At 65.9% G+C, this 18,093-nt stretch carries 12 protein-coding genes; 5 read left to right on the forward strand and 7 right to left on the reverse strand.

Features of this window, described 5'->3' with window-relative positions; all coding sequences use genetic code 11:
• Nucleotides 1-261 precede the first annotated feature (261 nt).
• Complete coding sequence (locus tag ACYOEI_RS38380) at nt 262-552, reverse strand: type II toxin-antitoxin system prevent-host-death family antitoxin (protein WP_462855791.1); 291 nt, start codon at nt 550-552, stop codon at nt 262-264.
• Between the two features lie 312 nt (nt 553-864).
• Between ACYOEI_RS38380 and ACYOEI_RS38385 the strand changes: the two genes are divergently transcribed.
• Nucleotides 865-2,859 carry an NAD(+) synthase gene (locus tag ACYOEI_RS38385; protein WP_462855793.1) on the forward strand — a complete coding sequence of 665 codons (1,995 nt, stop codon included), beginning with the start codon at nt 865-867 and terminating at the stop codon, nt 2,857-2,859.
• Nucleotides 2,860-3,039: 180 nt separating this feature from the next.
• Here ACYOEI_RS38385 and ACYOEI_RS38390 read toward each other — a convergent pair whose 3' ends face one another.
• Entirely contained in the window at nt 3,040-4,032 is a 993-nt protein-coding gene (locus ACYOEI_RS38390; protein ID WP_462855794.1) for a 3'(2'),5'-bisphosphate nucleotidase, read from the reverse strand.
• A gap of 261 nt (nt 4,033-4,293) precedes the next feature.
• Here ACYOEI_RS38390 and ACYOEI_RS38395 point away from each other — a divergent pair, with 261 nt between their 5' ends.
• Both ACYOEI_RS38395 and ACYOEI_RS38400 read left to right on the forward strand, forming a co-directional pair.
• Complete coding sequence (locus ACYOEI_RS38395) at nt 4,294-5,484, forward strand: mandelate racemase/muconate lactonizing enzyme family protein (protein ID WP_462855795.1); 1,191 nt, start codon at nt 4,294-4,296, stop codon at nt 5,482-5,484.
• Complete coding sequence (locus tag ACYOEI_RS38400) at nt 5,474-6,814, forward strand: MFS transporter (RefSeq protein WP_462855796.1); 1,341 nt, start codon at nt 5,474-5,476, stop codon at nt 6,812-6,814. Before ACYOEI_RS38395 ends, ACYOEI_RS38400 begins: the two co-directional genes overlap by 11 nt.
• A gap of 164 nt (nt 6,815-6,978) precedes the next feature.
• Here ACYOEI_RS38400 and ACYOEI_RS38405 read toward each other — a convergent pair whose 3' ends face one another.
• Nucleotides 6,979-8,865: an efflux RND transporter periplasmic adaptor subunit gene (locus tag ACYOEI_RS38405; protein ID WP_462855797.1), complete on the reverse strand. Its 1,887-nt coding sequence runs from the start codon at nt 8,863-8,865 to the stop codon at nt 6,979-6,981.
• Between the two features lie 320 nt (nt 8,866-9,185).
• On the opposite strand from ACYOEI_RS38405, the gene ACYOEI_RS38410 reads away from it, so the two are divergent.
• Together ACYOEI_RS38410 and ACYOEI_RS38415 are read left to right on the forward strand one after the other, a co-directional pair.
• On the forward strand, nt 9,186-10,046 hold the full coding sequence (locus ACYOEI_RS38410; protein ID WP_462855805.1) for an SPFH domain-containing protein: 861 nt from the start codon (nt 9,186-9,188) through the stop codon (nt 10,044-10,046).
• Nucleotides 10,047-10,552: 506 nt separating this feature from the next.
• Nucleotides 10,553-11,713 carry a hypothetical protein gene (locus tag ACYOEI_RS38415; protein ID WP_462855798.1) on the forward strand — a complete coding sequence of 387 codons (1,161 nt, stop codon included), beginning with the start codon at nt 10,553-10,555 and terminating at the stop codon, nt 11,711-11,713.
• A 74-nt stretch (nt 11,714-11,787) separates the two neighbouring features.
• Here ACYOEI_RS38415 and ACYOEI_RS38420 read toward each other — a convergent pair whose 3' ends face one another.
• From ACYOEI_RS38420 to ACYOEI_RS38435, 4 genes are all read right to left on the reverse strand, one after another.
• Nucleotides 11,788-12,792, reverse strand: coding sequence for a cyclase family protein (locus tag ACYOEI_RS38420; RefSeq protein WP_462855799.1), 1,005 nt, complete (start codon nt 12,790-12,792; stop codon nt 11,788-11,790).
• Between the two features lie 162 nt (nt 12,793-12,954).
• Nucleotides 12,955-15,327, reverse strand: a complete 2,373-nt coding sequence (locus ACYOEI_RS38425) for a tetratricopeptide repeat protein (protein WP_462855801.1) — start codon at nt 15,325-15,327, stop codon at nt 12,955-12,957.
• 446 nt (nt 15,328-15,773) lie between these two features.
• Nucleotides 15,774-17,315: a class I adenylate-forming enzyme family protein gene (locus ACYOEI_RS38430; RefSeq protein WP_462855802.1), complete on the reverse strand. Its 1,542-nt coding sequence runs from the start codon at nt 17,313-17,315 to the stop codon at nt 15,774-15,776.
• 11 nt (nt 17,316-17,326) lie between these two features.
• On the reverse strand, nt 17,327-17,845 hold the full coding sequence (locus tag ACYOEI_RS38435) for a hypothetical protein (RefSeq protein WP_462855804.1): 519 nt from the start codon (nt 17,843-17,845) through the stop codon (nt 17,327-17,329).
• Between the last annotated feature and the right edge of the window lie 248 nt (nt 17,846-18,093).

An 18,093-nucleotide genomic window follows, 5' to 3' on the forward strand; every position in this document is an offset into this window, starting at 1 on the left:
GCCACTGTCGATTCTCGGACGGTAAAGATGATGCGAAACTTCTTATGCCGTTTGCCGTAGAGCAGCCCCCGGATTTCTTCGGGGCATCGACGACTTTCGACTGCGAGAGGCATCGGAGCGGATGGCGTGAAAATGTTTCGATCTGCTTGAAGAGTCTTAGATGCCAACGCGTTGCCCGGGTTGGTGAGGCGTTCTCCGCCATCCAGAGATAGACCTCGTCGGCATCGTCCCGGGCCTGCTCCGTGATTTCGATCGAGAATGTCACTGGGAAATCCCGTGCTTTTGCCGGGCGTGTTCCTTCAATTCATCGAGCGTCAACGTCCGGCCCGCCTTCATATCTTCGAGGCCTTTGCGAATCCCCTCGAGCATCCTGGCCTCTTCCGCCAGTTCCCGAGGTTTCTGGTACGAGGCGGCGTCCTGGACGACCAACTCGGCCTTGCCGTTGATGGTCAGGATGATCGGCTCGCCGGTCTCCTTCAACTGGCTGACGAAGTCGGGCGTGTTTTCTTTGAATTTCGTGAGGGATTGAATGTCGCGTCGAATGTCGAGCATCGGTTCCTCCTCGCGAACGAATTTTTTAAAAGATGGAATTCCATCTTGTCGCAACGGCCCCGGAACGCCAAGCTTGGAATGCATTTATGCATTTTCGGCGATATTGGGGGGCGTGCCTTTACTGCGTTGAGGGTGGATGACGAGCCAAATGTCGTTCTTGCCCCGGAGTGGGGCGTTATCGAGTCCGAACTCGTGCAGATGGCACCTTGCTCGCTGACGTTCGTTGGCAGGGTGGCCGGATGCGAGTAGGATGAGGGGCCTGACGAGTCCCCGCGATCTGGCGGGGCGCCCAGGGGCAAGGAACGTCCGAAGATGAATCGATTTGGGTTCGTCCGCATCACCTCCGCATCGCCGAAGACGGTCGTCGCCGACCCGGAGGCCAATGCCGACGAGATCCTCGCGGTGCTCGGCCAGGTGTCGGATAGCGACGTGGTCTTGTTCCCGGAGTTGGCGGTCACCGCGTATACCTGCGCGGATTTGTTCGGGCAGTTGGCGCTGCTGGAGGCGGGGTCGCGGGCGGCTCGGCGGATCGCGGAAGGGACTCGGGGGCGTCGGCAGTTGGTGGTCATCGGGCTGCCGGTGCCGGTGGGCAACAGCCTGTTCAACTGCGGCGTGGCGATCGCCGACGGCCGTGTCCTCGGGATCGTGCCCAAGCAGTTCATCCCGAACTATCGAGAGTTCTACGAAAGCCGCTGGTTCAGCTCCGGCAACGGGAAGGAGCCGGTCACGATCGACTTCGGCGGTGTGCCCGTGCCGTTCGGGATCGACTTGCTGTTTCGCGCCGGGGCGGTCGTGGTGGGGATCGAGATCTGCGAAGACCTCTGGATGCCGATCCCGCCCAGCTCGGTGCAGGCGATCGCCGGGGCCAATGTCCTGCTGAACCTGTCCGCGAGCAACGAGACGGTCGGCAAGGCGGCGTATCGGACCGAGCTGGTGGTCGGGCAGTCGGGGCGCTGCATTGCCGCTTATGCTTATGCGAGCTCGGGTCCGTCGGAGTCGACGACCGACCTCGTCTTCGGCGGGCACTGCCTGATCGCCGAGAATGGCGTCTTGCTCGAGGAGTCGGGCCGGGTCGGGGATGGCAAGCCGGTCCGCCGGGACTCGACGTGGATCACCCGCGACGTCGACATCGAGCGGCTCCAGAACGACCGGCGGTCGACGACTAGCTTCGACGATTGCGTGAAGTACCTCTCCGCCCGACGGATCATCGACTTCGCCCTCGAGCCCGAGATGGATGGATTGAAGAGGAGGGTCTCGGGCACTCCATTTGTCCCCAGGGAAGGGGCCGAGCTGCACCGCCGTTGCGCCGAGATCTTCGGCATCCAGTGCGCGGGCCTGGCGAAGCGGATCGAGCAGCTCGGCGCCAACCCGACCTTGAACATCGGGATCTCCGGCGGCCTCGACTCGACGCTGGGGCTGCTGGTCGTCGTCAAGACGTGCGACATGCTCGGCATCGACCGGCGTCGGGTCCACGGCCTGACCATGCCCGGCTTCGGCACCTCGCAGCGGACGAAGACCAACGCCCTCGCGCTGATGGATCACCTCGGGGTCTCCTCCGAGACGATCGACATCTGCGACCTCGCCTTGCAGACCTTCAAGGCGATGGAGCACGCCCCGTTCGGGATCGACTGCCGCGCCATGGACGTCGCCGAGTTCCGCGCGGCGCTCGCCAAGGTCCCGCCCGAACGGCTCCACGACCTGACGTTTGAGAACGTCCAGGCGAGGCTCCGGACGTTCCTGCTCATGAACAAGGGCTTCGTCGTCGGCACGGGCGACCTGTCGGAGATGGCCCTCGGCTGGTCGACCTACAACGGCGACCACATGAGCATGTACAACCCGAACAGCTCGATCCCCAAGACCTTGGTGAAGTTCCTGGTCAACTATGTGGCCACCGACGAGTTCGAGGAAGGGCCGGTGCGCGAGACGTTGCTATCGATCGCCTGCACCACGATCTCGCCCGAGCTGTTGCCATTGTCCGAAGGGGGTGAAATCGCGCAGTCGACCGAGGAGACCTTGGGGAACTACGAACTGCTCGACTTCATCCTCTACCAGATCGTCCGCAACGGCTTCACGCCCGAGAAGGTGCTCTTCCTGGGCGGGCATGCCGCGTTCACGGAGTCGTTCTCGACGCAAGAGCTCGAGAAGGCGCTCCTGGTTTTCTGCCGACGGTTCTTCAGCCAGCAGTTCAAGCGGTCGTGCGTCCCCGACGGGCCGAAGGTCGGGACCGTGAGCCTCTCCCCCAGGGGTGACTGGCGGATGCCCAGCGATGCCGACCCCTCGGCCTGGCTCGCCTGGTCCCGACGTTGACCGACTCGTCTCCCGAAACCCGGTGATTTCTTCAACGCCGGGTTTCTGGCGAAGTCGAGCGGTTCGCAGGTGCCTGGCCCACAAGAGCGTGGCAAGAGTGCCCCGCGAGTGTGATCTCGGGTCGGCGTCGACCGCGGCAGAAACCCGGTGTTGAAGAAAACACCGGGTTTCGAAGAGCGTTCAGCTCGAGGCGTCGAGTGCGTCGAGGACCTTGTGGTGGAGCCGGCCGTTGGTGACGAGGACGCCTCGGTTGGCGACGAGCTCGCGGCCGTGGGTGAATTCGAGCGGCTTACCGTCGATGTCGGTGACGACGCCGCCGGCTTCCTCGACGACGAGGAGCCCGGCGGCGTGGTCCCAGATCTTCTCGCGATAGTCGGCGCGGGTCGGCATCCTCAGGTAGACCTCGGCCTCGCCCCGGGCGACGACCGCGTACTTGGCCTGGCTGTCGAGCCGTGCGGGGGGGGCGGTGATGCCGAGCCGGGTCGCGATCGCCGCCGAGGCGCCGTGGGCGCTGTGGCCGGACTCGACGGGCTCGCAGAGTCGGGCGGAGGCCGGCTCGTCGCAAGGGCTGACGCGGACCGCGACCCCGGGGCCGTCGCCGTCGAGCGGGAAGGCCTTGGCACCATGGCCCCGTTCGGCCGCGAAGATCGACCCGAGGGTGTCGGGGTGCTTCGGGTCGAGCGGCAGGTTCGGGCACGCGAGCGCGGCGACCTCGACCTGGCCGTCGACCACGAGTGCCAATGCCACGGCGTACTGCTCGCCGCGGAGGAACCCCTTGGTCCCGTCGATCGGATCGAGCGTCCAGAACCGCCCGAGCACCCCCGAGACGGTCGCGGATCCCCGGTCAATCCAGCGGCAGACCTCGTCCGCGTCCGTCCCCGGGCGGACCTCAGCGACCCGTCGCGCGACCTCGTCGCGCATCGCCGCCCCGTCCGGGCTGCGCAGCTCGGCCGAATCTTCTTCGGCGACCACGATGTCCTTGGGGAACTCCTCGAGCAGCACCCGGCAGATCAGCGCCTGGCTGCCGAAGTCGGCGACCGTGACCGGGCTCAGGTCCCCCTTCGCCATGACTTCGGGCGCAACCTTCCCCCGGACCGCCCGGCAAAGGCCCGCAGCCTCGCGCACGGCCCGGATCGCCACGTCTCGCTCACGCTCGTAAAGGGTCGAATTCATGGATCCATCCAGCAGACAAAGTTCGATCGCGGTCGATGACGCCGCCCCTCGCCGAAAGGCCCGAAAGCCGGGGCCGCCTCCCCAACGCCCTATAAACTACCAGGACGAAGCCTTGGGCGGCACCGAGCGCCCCCAGAAACCGCCCGAGTCGGGGTGACGTGGCCGTCATTGCCGGCTTTGAAGTCGCTCATGGCTTTTCCCAGTCCACCCTATTATTGTTGACCGGACAGGGGAATCGATGCCCAACATGTTCGGGTGCTCATGAAAATCACCAAGATCGAGATGCACATCCTTCTGGTGCCCGACTACGACGTGGGTGCCTGTTCCTCGGCGCAGGACGACCTGGTCGTCGAGGTGCACACGGACGAGGGGATCGTCGGGGTCGGTGAGACGGATACGAACCCCTGGGTCGCCCGGGAGTGCATCCGGGCCAGGGGGACGCACTGCATGGGCCTGGGGCTCGAGGAGACGCTCCTGGGGGCGGACCCGCTCGAGCCCGAGGCGCTCTGGGACAAGCTCTACGCCGGCTCGAAGATGACGGGGCGGCGAGGGGCCTTGATCTGCTCGCTGGGGGCCATCGACATGGCCCTCTGGGACATCAAGGGCAAGGCGCTCGGGCTGCCCGTCCACCGGTTGCTCGGGGGCGACAGGGCCGGGGCGGGGAAGGTCACGCCGTATGCCTCGCTCCTGCCCGAAGGGCGGACGCTCGCCGACGCGAGGGCCTCGCTCGTCGCCAAGGCGCTCCGGGCGAAGGAACTGGGGTTTCGGGCCGCGAAGCTCGAGGTCTGCGTCAACGGGCCGTACAGCCACCATGGCTTGCAGGAGAGCAACGACGCGGTCGTCGAGGTCGTCGCCGAGTGCCGCGAGGCGGTCGGCCCGGACCTCGTGCTGATGGTCGACGTCGCCTACGCCTGGCCCGACGCGAGGACGGCGCTCGGGGTCATGGAGCGGCTCGCGCCTTATGATCTCTTCTTCCTCGAGACCCCCATCGACATCGACGACCTCGAGGGGCATGCGTTCCTCCACGACCACTCGCCGATCCCGATCGCCGCGGGGGAGTGGCAGAACACCCACTTCGAGTTCCTCGACCTCGCCGATCGAGGGAAGCTGGATGTCCTCCAGCCGGACGTCGGCCGTGTCGGGGGCTTCACGGAGGCGGTCAAGGTCTGCCGGATCGCCGCCGAACGGAAGCGACGGATCGTCCCCCACTGCTGGAAGAGCGGGATCGGGATCGCCGCGAGCGCCCACCTCGGCGCGGCGTATCACGCCCAATGCCCCTACATCGAGTTCCTCCCGGTCGAGCTGGCGGAGTCGGCGCTCCGTCGCGAGTTGCTCGTCGAGGATTTCAACCTGGTCGACGGCGTGATCACCCTGTCCGACAAGCCCGGGCTCGGGATCGAGTTGAACCGCGATTCCCTCGAGAAATTCCGGGTGGACGACCATGGCAACTGAGACGAATCACTACGAGGCGCCCGAACACCTTTCCATTTCGGTCGACCGGAATCAGGCCCGGCTGGTGATGATCGCCCTGATGATGCTCTTCGCGTTCGTCAGCCACTTCAACCGGGTGAGCATGGCGGCCGCGGGCGACAACCGGATCATGGCCCAGTACGGGATCTCACCGGAGCGGATGGGCGTCGTCTATTCCGCGTTTCTCTTCACCTACACCCTGTTCATGATCCCCGGCGGGATGTTCATCGACCGCTTCGGGGCGAAGGCCTCGCTGATGGTGGTCGGCTTCGGATCGGGCCTATTCGTGGCCATGACCGGGCTGGTCGGCTTCGCGTTCCGAGATGCGGGGTCGGTGTTCTTCGGGCTCATCCTCGTCCGGGGTTTGATGGGAGCCTTTTCGGCTCCTCTCCACCCGTCGCTCGCCCGGATGGTCGGCAACTGGGTCCCGCCGGCGTCGCGGTCGCGGACCAACGGCCTGGTCAACGGGACGGCCTTGCTCGGGATCGCGGTCACGCCGCTCGGCTTCAGCTACCTGATCGGCCGATTCGATTGGCCGACCGCGTTCCTGGTCATGGCGGGGGTCACGGCCACCATGGCCACCCTTTGGAGTCTCGTCGCCTCGGACCGCCCCGAGTTGGCGGTAGCGTCGTCCGTCGGGAAGGCCCCGGACCGGGTGAAGGCCCCCCCCGTGCGGTTTTGGGCCCTCCTGTCACACCGGGGGCTGGTCTTCCTGACCCTGAGCTACGCGGCGGTCGGATATTTTCAATATTTATTTATGTATTGGATGAATTACTACTTTCAGGATGTGCTCAAGCTCCCCCCGGAGACGAGCCACTCGTACGCGGCGATCCCGCCGCTGGCGATGGCGGTCGGGATGCCGCTGGGGGGCTGGCTCTCGGACCGGCTCGAACACGCCTGGGGGAGGAGCCGGAGCTTCGGGCTCGTGCCGATGGCGGGGATGATCGCCGGCGCCGTCTTCCTGATCCTGGGCGCCTTCTGCCGCGACCCCGTGTGGGCCGTCGCCTGCTTCGGGCTGGCGCTCGGCGCGGTGGGGATGACCGAGGGCCCGTTCTGGGCGATGGCCGTCGAGATGGGCGGCCGGCACGGCGGGAGCTCTTCGGCCTTCTTCAACTGCGGCGGGAACATCGGCGGCATCCTCGCGCCGGTGGTCACCCCGATAGTCGGAGATCGCTTCGGCTGGACGTACGCCCTCGCCCTCGGCGGGGTCGTCTCGCTCGGGGGCGCCGCGCTCTGCCTCTTCGTCAACCCGGCGGAGCGTCTCGAGAAGGACGCCGACCCGGGCGACTTGGCCGTCGACGCCCTTGCCTGACCAGCCTCATTCCCCCGGAACGCAGGTCGGATCCTGGGGCGAAGTCGTTGGAGGAACGGAGGTTACGGGTGGCACGGGGTCCGAAGCCGGAACCCGTGATACCCAGATACAAGTCCTCAATACTAATTTTGAATCATGAGAGGATCTGGTTGCGGGACAGGTTCTCACCGTCCTTTATGCCGCTCGAGGGCGAGGATCGACCTCGAGGTCCCCTGGTAAAGCTTGGGGGCGGGGAGCTCGTCGGGGTGCTCGATGATCCGGTCGCCGGGCGTGAGCCCCGTGATGATTTCGGCGTGGGAGGTGTCGCTCAGCCCGAGGATGACCGGGCGCCATCGCCAGGAATGACCGGAAGCCGGGTCGTTCGCCTGGGCGACGAACGCCTGGTCTTCGACCCAGCGCAAGGCTCCGAGCGGGACGCGGGTCACTTGATGTCTCGTCTCGACCTGGAACTCGACCTCGGCGCTCAGGCCGGGGCGGAAGGCGTCGAGGCCATCGGCGTCGAGCTCGACGGTCGCGTGGTAGACCCGGACGTCGGACATCGGCCCGTGGGCGGGGGCGGGGATCGGGGTGATCTCGGTCACCTTTCCCTGCAAGGCCCGGTCGTGGAACGCGTCGATGCGGACCAAAGCCGGCTGCCCCGAGCGGATCTGGGCGACCTTCGACTCGTTGATCTCGGCCTTCACCTGCATCTGCTTCGGGTTCGGCAGCCGGAAGATCGGCTGCAACGGATAGACGGTGATCCCTTCCTGGATCGGCGCGTCGACCTTCCCCCAGAGGTTGGCCTGGTTCGCATGCACGACGATCCCGTCTCGGGGGGCGCGCATGGTGCAGTGCGCGATCATCTTCTCGAGCCGCTCCTTGCGTTCCTTCTCGAGTTGATAGGCCGACTCGAGCGCGAGCTTGTCGGCGCGGATCGCCTCGATCTTCGCCCGCCTCGCGGCCGAGATCCGCTTCCCGGTGTACTTCTCCAATCGCTCGAGCATCCCCTCGGCCTCGCGCAGGGTGAACTCCGATTGCTTCAGCGTGAGGAGGTCCGCGTTCAACTGCGCCCTCGAGCGGATGTTCTTCCGGGCGGCCTCGCGCGACCAGTCGACGGTCATCTGGGCCCGCTCGACATTCTTCCGACAGATGGCGATGTAGTTGTTGATCGCCTCGACGTCCCTGGGGAAGATCCCGCCCTCGTACTCGTGGAGGGACATCACTTCGACGTCGAGGATGGACCTGGCCTGGTCGACCCAGCCCTTGGCTTGGGTACAACGGATCTGCTGAGCCTGGAGCTCGGTGCGGAAGGCCGAGGAGTCGAGCTCGCAGACGACGTCGCCGGCCTTGACCTGGGTCCCTTCGTCGAGGATCCCGAGGATGGTCGGGGGCAGGGGGGGGCGTCCGGAGGTCGGCGTGGGTTCGTTGGCGTTGGTCCGGAGCGGGACGTGGGGCTCGATGATGTAGTTGAAGCTCTGGACGTCGGGTCGTTTCAGCGCGGTGGGGTCGGGGACGACGCCGGTGCCGGAGGCCGATTCCAGGAATGCGTCGAGCACCGCCGAGGCATTCGAGGTCCCCGACGCCGGGCGCTTCCCGCCGGACTTCGAGGCCACGCCGGCGCCGACGACCTTGGCCTTCGCCGAAGCCGCCTCCTTGGACGAGGCCTGGGCCTGGCCCTTCGCCGCGGTCGAGGGTGTCGATGAAGCACCCCCCGCCCCCATCCTCGAGCTTGCACTCGGGCCCCGGGCCGCCGACATGCCCGGCATCCGAGCGGCGGCGACCGCCCCGGTCGGCAGGCCGTAGAACGACTCCACCTCGCACCGGACGACCGCATTGTCCGAGCTCTCGAGCGATCCGGTCTCAGTCACGACCAGGGCCACGTCCCCGCGGTCCACCGCGACCGTCGCCAGGACCTTCGGCGGCTCCGACCAACCCCGATTCCCCGACCAGCACGCCCAGCAAACGCCCAGCGTGCCGAGACTTGCTATCGCCGCCGCCGCGATCCCACGCGAACGGCGAGGACGCCGTCGGACCTCCGGCAGCACGAACGCCGGTGCCCCTTGGTTTATCATCGTTGTCCCCTCAAGGTCCCCACGGCGGCCAACGTCGCCACCGTCGCACGAGCCCGAGGTTAACCTTTTGGTGGATACTCGTCAAATGATTGTTTAACAAAAGTCGACGGAAGGGTCGACTGTGGCGACAAGGGAACCGGGCTTGTCCGTCGTCCGGGCATCTGGCCTCAAGACGAGATCTGTCCGTCGGGGGTTGCAATCTTGATGGGTTTCCGGCGAAGACATCATCGAGATATGGATGGGAACACGCGAATCACGAGGCCGAAAGGAGCCTGACGATGGACGAGAGCTGGGAGGCGACGACGAAACCAACCCACACGATGCGCGAGGTCCTGGTCATCCCGAAGCCGGGGCTGGGGATGCTGGGCCTTTCCCTGGGCGGAATGCTCATGGGAGGCCTGATGTTCATGGTGGGGGTCGGGGTAGGTAACCCGCTCCCCATCATCCTGGGGATCATGGGCGGGGTCTTTTGTCTCTTCTTGCTGACCGGCCTGTTCACGGTCAGTCCCAACGAGGCGAAGGTCCTCCAGCTCTTCGGCAACTACCAGGGGACCGTCCGCGAGCCGGGCCTGCGCTGGGTGAACCCGTTCTTCTCGAAGCGGAGCCTGTCGCTGCGGGTCCGGAACTTCGAGAGCGAGCGGCTCAAGGTCAACGACCTCGCCGGCAACCCGATCGAGATCGCCGCCGTGGTCGTCTGGAAGGTCGTCGACACGGCCGAGGCGCTCTTTCATGTCGACAACTACGACAACTTCGTCCACGTCCAGAGCGAGTCGGCCCTCCGGACGATGGCGCTCAGCTACCCGTACGACGCGCACGTCGAGGGCGAGATCTCGCTCCGGAGCCATACGGCCGAGGTGGCCGAGCACCTCAAGACCGAGATCCAGGACCGCCTCTCCCAGGCGGGCGTCGCGGTCCTGGAGGCGCGGATCAGCCACCTCGCGTACGCCCCGGAGATCGCCCACGCGATGCTCCAGCGCCAGCAGGCCAGCGCCGTGATCGCCGCCCGCCAGAAGATCGTCGAGGGGGCCGTCGGGATGGTCGAGATGGCCCTGACGATGCTCTCCCACCAGAACATCGTCGAGCTCGACAACGAGAAGAAGGCCGCGATGGTCAGCAACCTCCTGGTCGTCCTCTGCTCCGACCGCGGTACGCAGCCGGTAGTGAACGCTGGGAAGCCCTGATCGTTCGGCAGAGTGGATCACTTTCGAGCGAAATCTCCTCAGGCACAAGCCCGAAGTACAAACGAGTGAGGTATTCTAGAGATTTATAAGAATTTAAAGTTTTTGCACTTTGGGCTGATAAGCCATCCGGCTAATGAGGTGAGATCGCTGATAAAGATCTGTATCTGGGTGCCACGGGTTCCGTCTTCGGACCCCGTGCGGACAAGGCTTGGCCCAACGCCTCGATTCTCGGAAGAGGCTCCGACAGACGGTCGTGAGCCCCGAATCAACGAGAGCGGCGTACAAGCTCGACGTCACCGGCCAGGTCTAGCCCGCACGGGGTCCGAAGACGGAACCCGTGGCACTCTCGACCTCTTTTATAAGTACTCATTTTGACACTCGACCCAATCCGTCCCCCGCAGCCTGTTCTCAAAAGGCGCGGACTCACGGCGTCGGATATGGGACACTCGTTACTGTCGAGGTTCCGGTCGGATCCGGCGCCCTCCAACCTTCCTGGAAGTTCTGCAATGCGTCGTCGATCGTTCTTCCGATCGCTGCTCACGCTTCCGCTGGTCCACCGTCTGACACCTTGGATTCCCTCCGCATTTGCCGGGGAATTGAGGGAGGAGGCCGACGCGGCGTTGATCTATTCCAGGGCGTTCGATTGTCTCCAAACCCTGAACGATGAGGATCGCCGGATCACCCGGAGTCGCGAGTCGGTCTCGATTGACGATCCCAAGGTCCAGGCTTTGATCGAGAAGGCTCGCCCGGCACTCAAGGCCATTCGGGAGGCGGCAACCCTCGCTCGGTGTCGTTGGGAGTTCGAGCCTCGTTCGGGCGAAGATTTGACTCAAGGATACCTTAACACCACGAACCTGAGTATCTACGGGGTCGCGAGTCTGTCCGCTCGTAAACACGCTGCGGCCGGGCGAGGCCGCGAGGCGCTCGACGACCTGTTCGCCACACTGACGCTCGCGCATCGGATCGGGACGGGCGGAGTCATAATCGCCCGTCTCTTCGAGTGCCACGGTGAATCCATATCGATCCAGACTTTGGGCCGGATCCTGCCGGAACTGGACCGGCCGACGCTCGAGGACCTGACTCGACGACTCGTCGCCTTGCCCCCACCCGAGCCGGCTTCGGCCACCATCGGGCCGGAGTCGCGTTTCATCATTGGTGAGGTCCAGGCTAGGCTCAAGGCGGCCGGGCCGGTGCTTGACGACAAGGATTGGGACGAGATCTTCGGCCCCGAAGAAGGCCGGGCTCTGAAGCGTCTGACGGGGGGTGATCGGGTGGCGGTCCTCGCTCATCTAGGGAGGACGGGCCCAGCCTTCGCCGAACTCGCCCGACGACTCGATCTACCGTATCCGGGCGTCCGCGCGTCGCTCGATGAATTCGAAAAGGCCGAGCGGGAAGTCCAGCCTCTCGTGACGTTTGTCGTTGCGTCGTTGTGGTCCCGCCGCCAAGCCCTCGACCGCGTGCGGGCCCTCCGCGCGATGCTCCGCGCCGGGGTCGCCCTGATCGCCTCCGGAGAGCCCGCGTTCCGGACGATCTCCGACCCGTTCGGCTCGGGCCCGTTCCGCCTGGAACAACAGGGCAGGGGGTTCCTGATCCGCTCGGCCTTGCCCCTCGAGCAACCCCCGGCCGCGAGCCTCGCCATCGGAGAGACCGACGTCCCCTCGCCGTGAGACGAGGGGGATGGCCGCGATTTCCCCTCCCCCCGGTGGGTGGGGCACTCCTGCCCCGCGTGCAATCCAGGGGATCAATAGGTGGCGATCGGGTTCACGGGCGACCCCGTCCCGCCGACGACGGCGAGGGGGCTGAGGGTCAGCAGGAACTCCCAGCGGCCGAACTTCGCGGCGGCGTCTGCCAGGGGTTCGAGGTCGGCGTTGTCGACCATGTGGACGCCGATGACGGGGATGGCGACTTCGTGGATGGGGACCCAGACGCCTTCGACGCCGGAGGGTAAGACGTCGGCGGCGGAGTCGGAGCCGAGGAGGGCGACATCGCGGTCTCGGATCCACTTCAGGCAGGTGGCGTCGAGGCCGGCCGCCCCCTTCCAAAGATCCCACGGCCCTTTGGCCTGCACGCGGGCCCAGCGCCCGGTGCGGATGAGGATGGCGTCACCGGCACCGACGCGGATGCCGGCCTTCTTCTCCCAGGCTTCGAGGTCCGCCGGATAGATGTGCGTCCCAGGCTCGAGATAGGGGACCCCCTTCAGCCTTGGGATGTCGATCAGGATCCCTCGGGTGAAGACACCCCCCTTCACGTTGAGGATCGACTCCTTGGCCGCCCCCTTCGTCGTGATCTCCTCCGCCGAGAAGCCGTTGTACAACTTCCCGCCCGGGAAGACGTGGCAGAGGGCGTCGAGGTGGGTGTAGGCCAGCCCGTGATAGTTCATCTCGTACGAATCGAGCGCCATGTCTCCCCCACCCGGCCCTCTTGGGAGGATCATCTTGTGGACGAGCGGCGTTGGGTTGTTCGCCGAGGTCTTGGTCTCGAGGTCCCGCGAAAGGGAGATCGAGACCCCTTCCTTCACCAGGGCCGCCGCTCGCTTGCGGGTCTCCGGCGTGATGAGGTTGAGTGTCCCAATTTGGTCGTCCTTCCCCCAACGACCCCAGTTCGACAACTCCTTCGACCAGCGGTCGACGTCCGCCTTGGTGACCTCCGGCCGCTCCTGGGCACTGCAGCCGACCGGCAGGATCGCGATCGTCCCAAGGCTTGCCAACGCCACCGAGACGATCCTCTTCAAGGCTTGACCTCGCATGCGGCTCTCCCTGACGTGGGGTTTCGACAGGATCTCATGACCGAGGCGCGAAACGGGGCCAGGCGCGGAGTCCGCGCCTGGCCCACGAGGCTGATCTTGAGTTTTTGGGAATGAAGGTGTCGGGGCCTCGCGTCGGATCGCGACACTCGGCCCCATCATCCCTCACTTCGAGAAGCTGAGTCCAGGAGAATCGGCCGTATCGCCGACGACCCGGAACGTCATGTGGTTAGCGTCGGTCCAGCTCACCCGGCCGACGATGGCGGGTAGCTTGTCCGTCACGAGCGTCAGGAGGCCTTCGCCGAACGTGGACGTCCCGGAGAACGTCCGCGTCTGCCCCTTCTGGTCGAACGCCCAGTCGAATGCCCCGCCGGGGCGGATCGTCAGGGCGACCGAGGCGTCGGCGGTCGGATGGGCGGTCCAACTCCCCGAGATCGTCGCGCCGTCGGGGACGGCCGTGTTCACGTTCGCGGGGACGGCGTTGAGTGCCGTGCCAGGGCCTGGCAGCGGCACGGTCGTCGTCGTGGGAATCGGCTCGGGGGCCGGGGCCGGGGCCGGCTGCGGACTGCCCGCCCCTGGCGCCCCCTGCGGAGGCGCCTGGAGCTGCTCGAGCAGCTTCGCCGAAAGGGTGTCGGTCGGCTTCAGCGCGACCACCTTGCGGAGCATGGACGCCGCGTCGTCGAGATTCCCCTGGGTCAGGTAGAGATAGGCCAACAGGAACCGGCTCGAGGACGACTGGGGGTTGGCCTGGGCGAAGGACTCGAGCGCCCGGAGTTGCGACGTGTAGACGTTGACGTTGGGGTAGAGGCCGATGAGCGTCGGCCAGTCCCAACCCGGTCCCATCGACAACACCGCATACTCGACGCTGGCCGCCTCGTCGTAGCGCCCGAGCGAGAACAGGCTGAGGGCCCGGAACTCGTGCAAGGACGCGTCGCTCGGGGTCTTCGCCAGGGCCGCGTCCGCCTGCTGCAAGGCCGACGCGAAGTTGCCCTGCTTGAACGAGTCGCGGGCCGAAGCGAAGAGCGAGGCCGCCTCATCCGTCACCGAGGCTGCGGGAGGCTCGGCCACGGGGAGGATGGGCTGCGAGTAGTCGTAGGGCTCGGAGACGACGACCCCGGCCCCCGGGTCCATGAGGTACGGGTTCGAGTAGGCCGAATACCCATACGCATTCAGGCTTCCCCCGTAGAGCCAGTTCGACGGGCCATACCCATAGCCGACTCCGGCACCCCCATAGCTGGAGGGGTAGCCCCAGTTGCTATACAGGCCGCCGCCAGAGCCGTATCCATAGCCGCCGTACCCGCCGTACCCTCCCAGGCCATAGCCGCCGTATCCGCCGTATCCGCCAAGGCCGTAGCCGAGCAGGACTCCGAGGGGGAAGCCGAAGCCGCCGAGGCCGTAGCCGCCATACCCGCCGAAGCCATAGCCGCCGTATCCGCCGAGGCCGTAGCCCCCATATCCGCCATACCCGCCATACCCGTAGCGGCCGAGGCCATAGCCTCCGTATCCGTTCCGGTAGCCGCCGTACCCGCCGTATCCTCGGTTCCCGTTCGAGTAGCCCTGGTAGCCCCGGTTGTATCCACCGTAACCGCCGTAGCTACGGCCGTATCCGTGGTTTCCACCCCCGGCCACGTTCACGTTGTTGAACGACGTCCGGGTGTAGTTGTTGATGTTCCCGTTGTTGATGCGGTTACCAACGGCGACGCCGGAATTCCCGAACCCGCCTCGATGGACGCCCGCGACTCCGTTGTTCGCGAAGCCACGATTGCCGGCGATGTTGCCGAAGCTCCGGTTGCCCCCGACGTTGCCGACACCTCGGTTGAGGCCCGCCGCACCGGCGTTGCCGAAGCCTCGATTGAGGCCGGGATTACCGACGCCTCGGTTCAGACCTGCCACACCGGCGTTGCCGAAACCTCGATTGAGGCCGGGATTGCCGACACCTCGGTTCAGACCCGCGACACCGGCGTTGCCGAAGCTTCGGTTGAGGCCGGGGTTGCCGATGCCTCGGTTGAAGCCGGGGTTACCCACGCCTCCCCGATTGGCTCCTGCGAAGCCGGGATTTCCGCCGCCTCGCATGTTGGCGACCGCGGGACGATTCCCCAAGGCGGCGCCCCCCGGACGTGCCCCGACGGCGGGCCGGCCGGCCATGCCTCCGAAGTTTTGTCGCCCTGGTTGAAAGCCTCGCGCACCGGCGAAGTTGTTTCCGCGAGCCGCCCCCCCCATCGAGGGGGCTCGCATCGCGGGAGCTCTCATGGCCGGGGCCCGCATCGCAGGGGCCCTCATGGCCGGGGCACCTCGGAAGCCGCCACCGCCACCGCCGCGGAATCCTCCGCCACCGCCACCGCCGCGGAATCCTCCGCCACCGCCACCGCCACCGCCACCGCCACCGCCGCGGAATCCTCCGCCACCGCCGGCATGACCACCGCCGGCATGACCACCACCACCGTGTCCACCTCCACCTCGGGCAAGTACCGGGGAGCCGGCCAGGCCAAGGGTCAGGAACGCGCTTGTGGTGAGGATCGAGAAGAAGAATCGACGCATCGCGACCTCCCTTAGCTAGGCTCGTGCCACTTGCTGAACTTCCTCCACTCCGGGGGACTCGGACGCTTCGCCCAAATTGCCTACCCCGAATCGTCCGCCATACTCTGTTTCGAAGCTCGCCGAACAGTTGTGCGAAATGAAGTGAAAAAATAAAAACGCATGCATGCTCTGGCGTCAGCCTGCGATTCGACGAGTTCTGTCGCGAATTGTAAATAGGCGAAATCCGTGCCAATCCCGGCGCGCGTCGGCCTTTAACTGGACATCTTCCGGAGGTTGTGCTGCGCCTCGCCTCGTCCTCGGGCCATACACGAGGGCCACTCCGCGGCCTTGCGACCACGCAAGGCCGCTCGAGGTTCGGGACGGGGATTCACGTGGTTAAAAATACTGGATTTTGTTGATGGATTCAAGGGATGAGACCCGGCCGGCGCCCGGCCTTGCAATGCCGATCAACTCGGGTCGGGGCCGGCCTCGAACGCCCTCGCGGCGAGCGCCTTCCGGTCGACTTTGCCCGTGGCATTGAGCGGGAGGGTCGGTAGGATCTCGATCCGCTCCGGGACCTTGTAGGAGGCGAGCTTCTCGGCGACGAACCGCCTGAGCTCATCCGGAGTCGGCCGAGGTGACACCTCCTCGTGCAGCACCACGAACGCCGCCACCGTCTGACCCAAACGCGGGTCGGGCACCCCCACGACCCCGGACAGTCGCACGCCCGGATGTTCGTCGAGCACGAGCTCAACCTCTCGAGGGGCGATGTTCGAGCCGTCCCGGACGATGATCTCCTTCTTGCGACCGACGAAGTGGTGGTAGCCCTGGCCGTCGCGACTCACGACGTCTCCGGTGTGCATCCAGCCTTCGCGGAGCGCGACGGTCGTCGTCTCGGGGTCGCGCCAATAGCCGACCATCATGGCGGGGCCTTGCATGAGGAGCTCGCCCGGTTCGCCGTCCGACACGTCCCGTCCCTGATCGTCGACGACTCGGAACCGAGTCCTCGCCACGGGCTTCCCGATCGTGCCGACACGCCTCTCGCCGAATGGCGGGTTCGTCGCGCAGGTCATGAGCTCGGTCATCCCGTAGAGCTCGGTCAGTTCCAGTCCGGTCGCGCGTCGGAACCGCTCGTGGAGGGCTGCCGGGACCGTGTCGCCTCCGGCCGTGGCGCATCGCCAGCTCGAGAGAGTCTCGGTCGGGTGTTGTTCGAGCCAATCGACCAGGTCCGCGAGCGCGGCGGGGTGCATCTGCGTCCGGGTGACTCGGTGCGTCGCGATCGCGTCGACCACTTGCTCCGGCCCGGGGAGGTGGGTCAGCACCACCGTGCCCCCGGTATGGAACGCAGGCAACAACTGCCCCGTGAACGCGGCCGAGTGGCACACCGCCGTCGAGATCAGGTGGACGTCCTCGGCGTCGAACGCGAACGTCTCGGCCTGGATCAGGCAGTCCTGCCCCAGGGCCGCGTGCGAGTAGACCACCCCCTTCGGCCTCGCGGTCGTCCCCGAGGTGTAGAGGATGGCCGCGGGCTGGTCCTCGTCCAGCTCGGGCCTCGGCCTGTCTTCGAGTCGCCCTTCGAGGAGCCGGTCGAAGGAGACGAACGTCGCCTGTTCCCCGACTCCGGCCACCAGATAACGGCGAGTGATGCCGAGGTCGTCCCAGGGTATCGAGCGAACCTCGGCCGCGAGTGACTGGTGGACGATCAGCGACGTCGCGCCCGAGTGCTCGAGTGCGTAGCGGGCTTCCGCCTGGCGATATCGATAGTTTAGCGGAACTGTCACCGCCCCGATCTTGAAGCAGGCGAAGTACCCGAGGACCAACTCGGGGCAGTTGGGCAGGAACAAGGCCACGCGATCCCCGGGCCGCACGCCCGCGTCACGGAGCGAGGCCGCGACCCGGCTCGAGGCCTCGTCGAGTTCGGCATACGTCCAACTCTCGTCGCCGAACCGGAGCGCGCATCGGTCGGCCGCCCAACTCCTCACGTCGACGAGCATTTGTCCGATGAGCATCCTGGGGCTCCTCAAGGCTCTGTCTGGAGAGAGGCGGCCGGTGGCTTTGCTGTCTCGGCGATGTTCGTCCGGAATGGCGGCTTTCTCCACAACCGCGTGAGGCTGAGGGCGATGACGCCTCCCAGCACGGCCATGGCGAGCTCGAGTAGGAAAAAGATGAGGATGGAAAAAATGTCTTGATGATCCATGACGAGGTCGTCGACCGACGTGGGGAAGTGGAACTGGATCAGGTTGTAGCAGGCCCAGAGATATGCGTCGATCAGTCGGCTCGGCGCCGAGTCGGGGAAGAGCTCGGCAATGAAAAGGACGACGATAGACGCCCAACCCGCGACTTCGAAGCCGAGCCAGAAACGCCGCCAACGGCCTCGGCTCCGGAGGTAGAGCCAGAGGCCGACCTGGAGTGCGAAGATGATCAGGATGGCGCCCTCGAACATCTCCTGGACGAGGAACGCTCGGATCAGGCCGGCATTCGCGGCGAGCACGGCGGTCGCGACCATGATCTGGGCGATCGTGAAGCGGAACGGCCTCATCGGTTCCCTCCTTCTCGAGGCGCGGAAGGCGGATAGGATCCCCGACAGTCCTGGTTGAGCTCCACCGGACTCTCACCGCGAGGATTTCACCACAAAGGCACAAAGGACACAAAGAAGAGTCAGAGGCTATCCGGTAACTTTTTCCTCAATTTCCCGGAATTTAAAGGCCGCACGCTTCCTCTTCTCATCCTTTTTTAATAGTCTGAGCATTCGATGAATTGAACTGATTTTGATCATTGCCTCGCTCG

The sequence above is a fragment of the Singulisphaera rosea genome (genome assembly GCF_054877945.1).

What these genes read in the sequence shown, in the direction of transcription:
- ACYOEI_RS38380 (WP_462855791.1), bottom strand. Translation starts at nt 552, where the DNA reads ATGCTCGACATTCGACGCGACATTCAATCCCTCACGAAATTCAAAGAA.
- ACYOEI_RS38385 (WP_462855793.1), top strand. Translation starts at nt 865, where the DNA reads ATGAATCGATTTGGGTTCGTCCGCATCACCTCCGCATCGCCGAAGACG.
- ACYOEI_RS38390 (WP_462855794.1), bottom strand. Translation starts at nt 4,032, where the DNA reads ATGAATTCGACCCTTTACGAGCGTGAGCGAGACGTGGCGATCCGGGCC.
- ACYOEI_RS38395 (WP_462855795.1), top strand. Translation starts at nt 4,294, where the DNA reads ATGAAAATCACCAAGATCGAGATGCACATCCTTCTGGTGCCCGACTAC.
- ACYOEI_RS38400 (WP_462855796.1), top strand. Translation starts at nt 5,474, where the DNA reads ATGGCAACTGAGACGAATCACTACGAGGCGCCCGAACACCTTTCCATT.
- ACYOEI_RS38405 (WP_462855797.1), bottom strand. Translation starts at nt 8,865, where the DNA reads ATGATAAACCAAGGGGCACCGGCGTTCGTGCTGCCGGAGGTCCGACGG.
- ACYOEI_RS38410 (WP_462855805.1), top strand. Translation starts at nt 9,186, where the DNA reads ATGCGCGAGGTCCTGGTCATCCCGAAGCCGGGGCTGGGGATGCTGGGC.
- ACYOEI_RS38415 (WP_462855798.1), top strand. Translation starts at nt 10,553, where the DNA reads ATGCGTCGTCGATCGTTCTTCCGATCGCTGCTCACGCTTCCGCTGGTC.
- ACYOEI_RS38420 (WP_462855799.1), bottom strand. Translation starts at nt 12,792, where the DNA reads ATGCGAGGTCAAGCCTTGAAGAGGATCGTCTCGGTGGCGTTGGCAAGC.
- ACYOEI_RS38425 (WP_462855801.1), bottom strand. Translation starts at nt 15,327, where the DNA reads ATGCGTCGATTCTTCTTCTCGATCCTCACCACAAGCGCGTTCCTGACC.
- ACYOEI_RS38430 (WP_462855802.1), bottom strand. Translation starts at nt 17,315, where the DNA reads ATGCTCATCGGACAAATGCTCGTCGACGTGAGGAGTTGGGCGGCCGAC.
- ACYOEI_RS38435 (WP_462855804.1), bottom strand. Translation starts at nt 17,845, where the DNA reads ATGAGGCCGTTCCGCTTCACGATCGCCCAGATCATGGTCGCGACCGCC.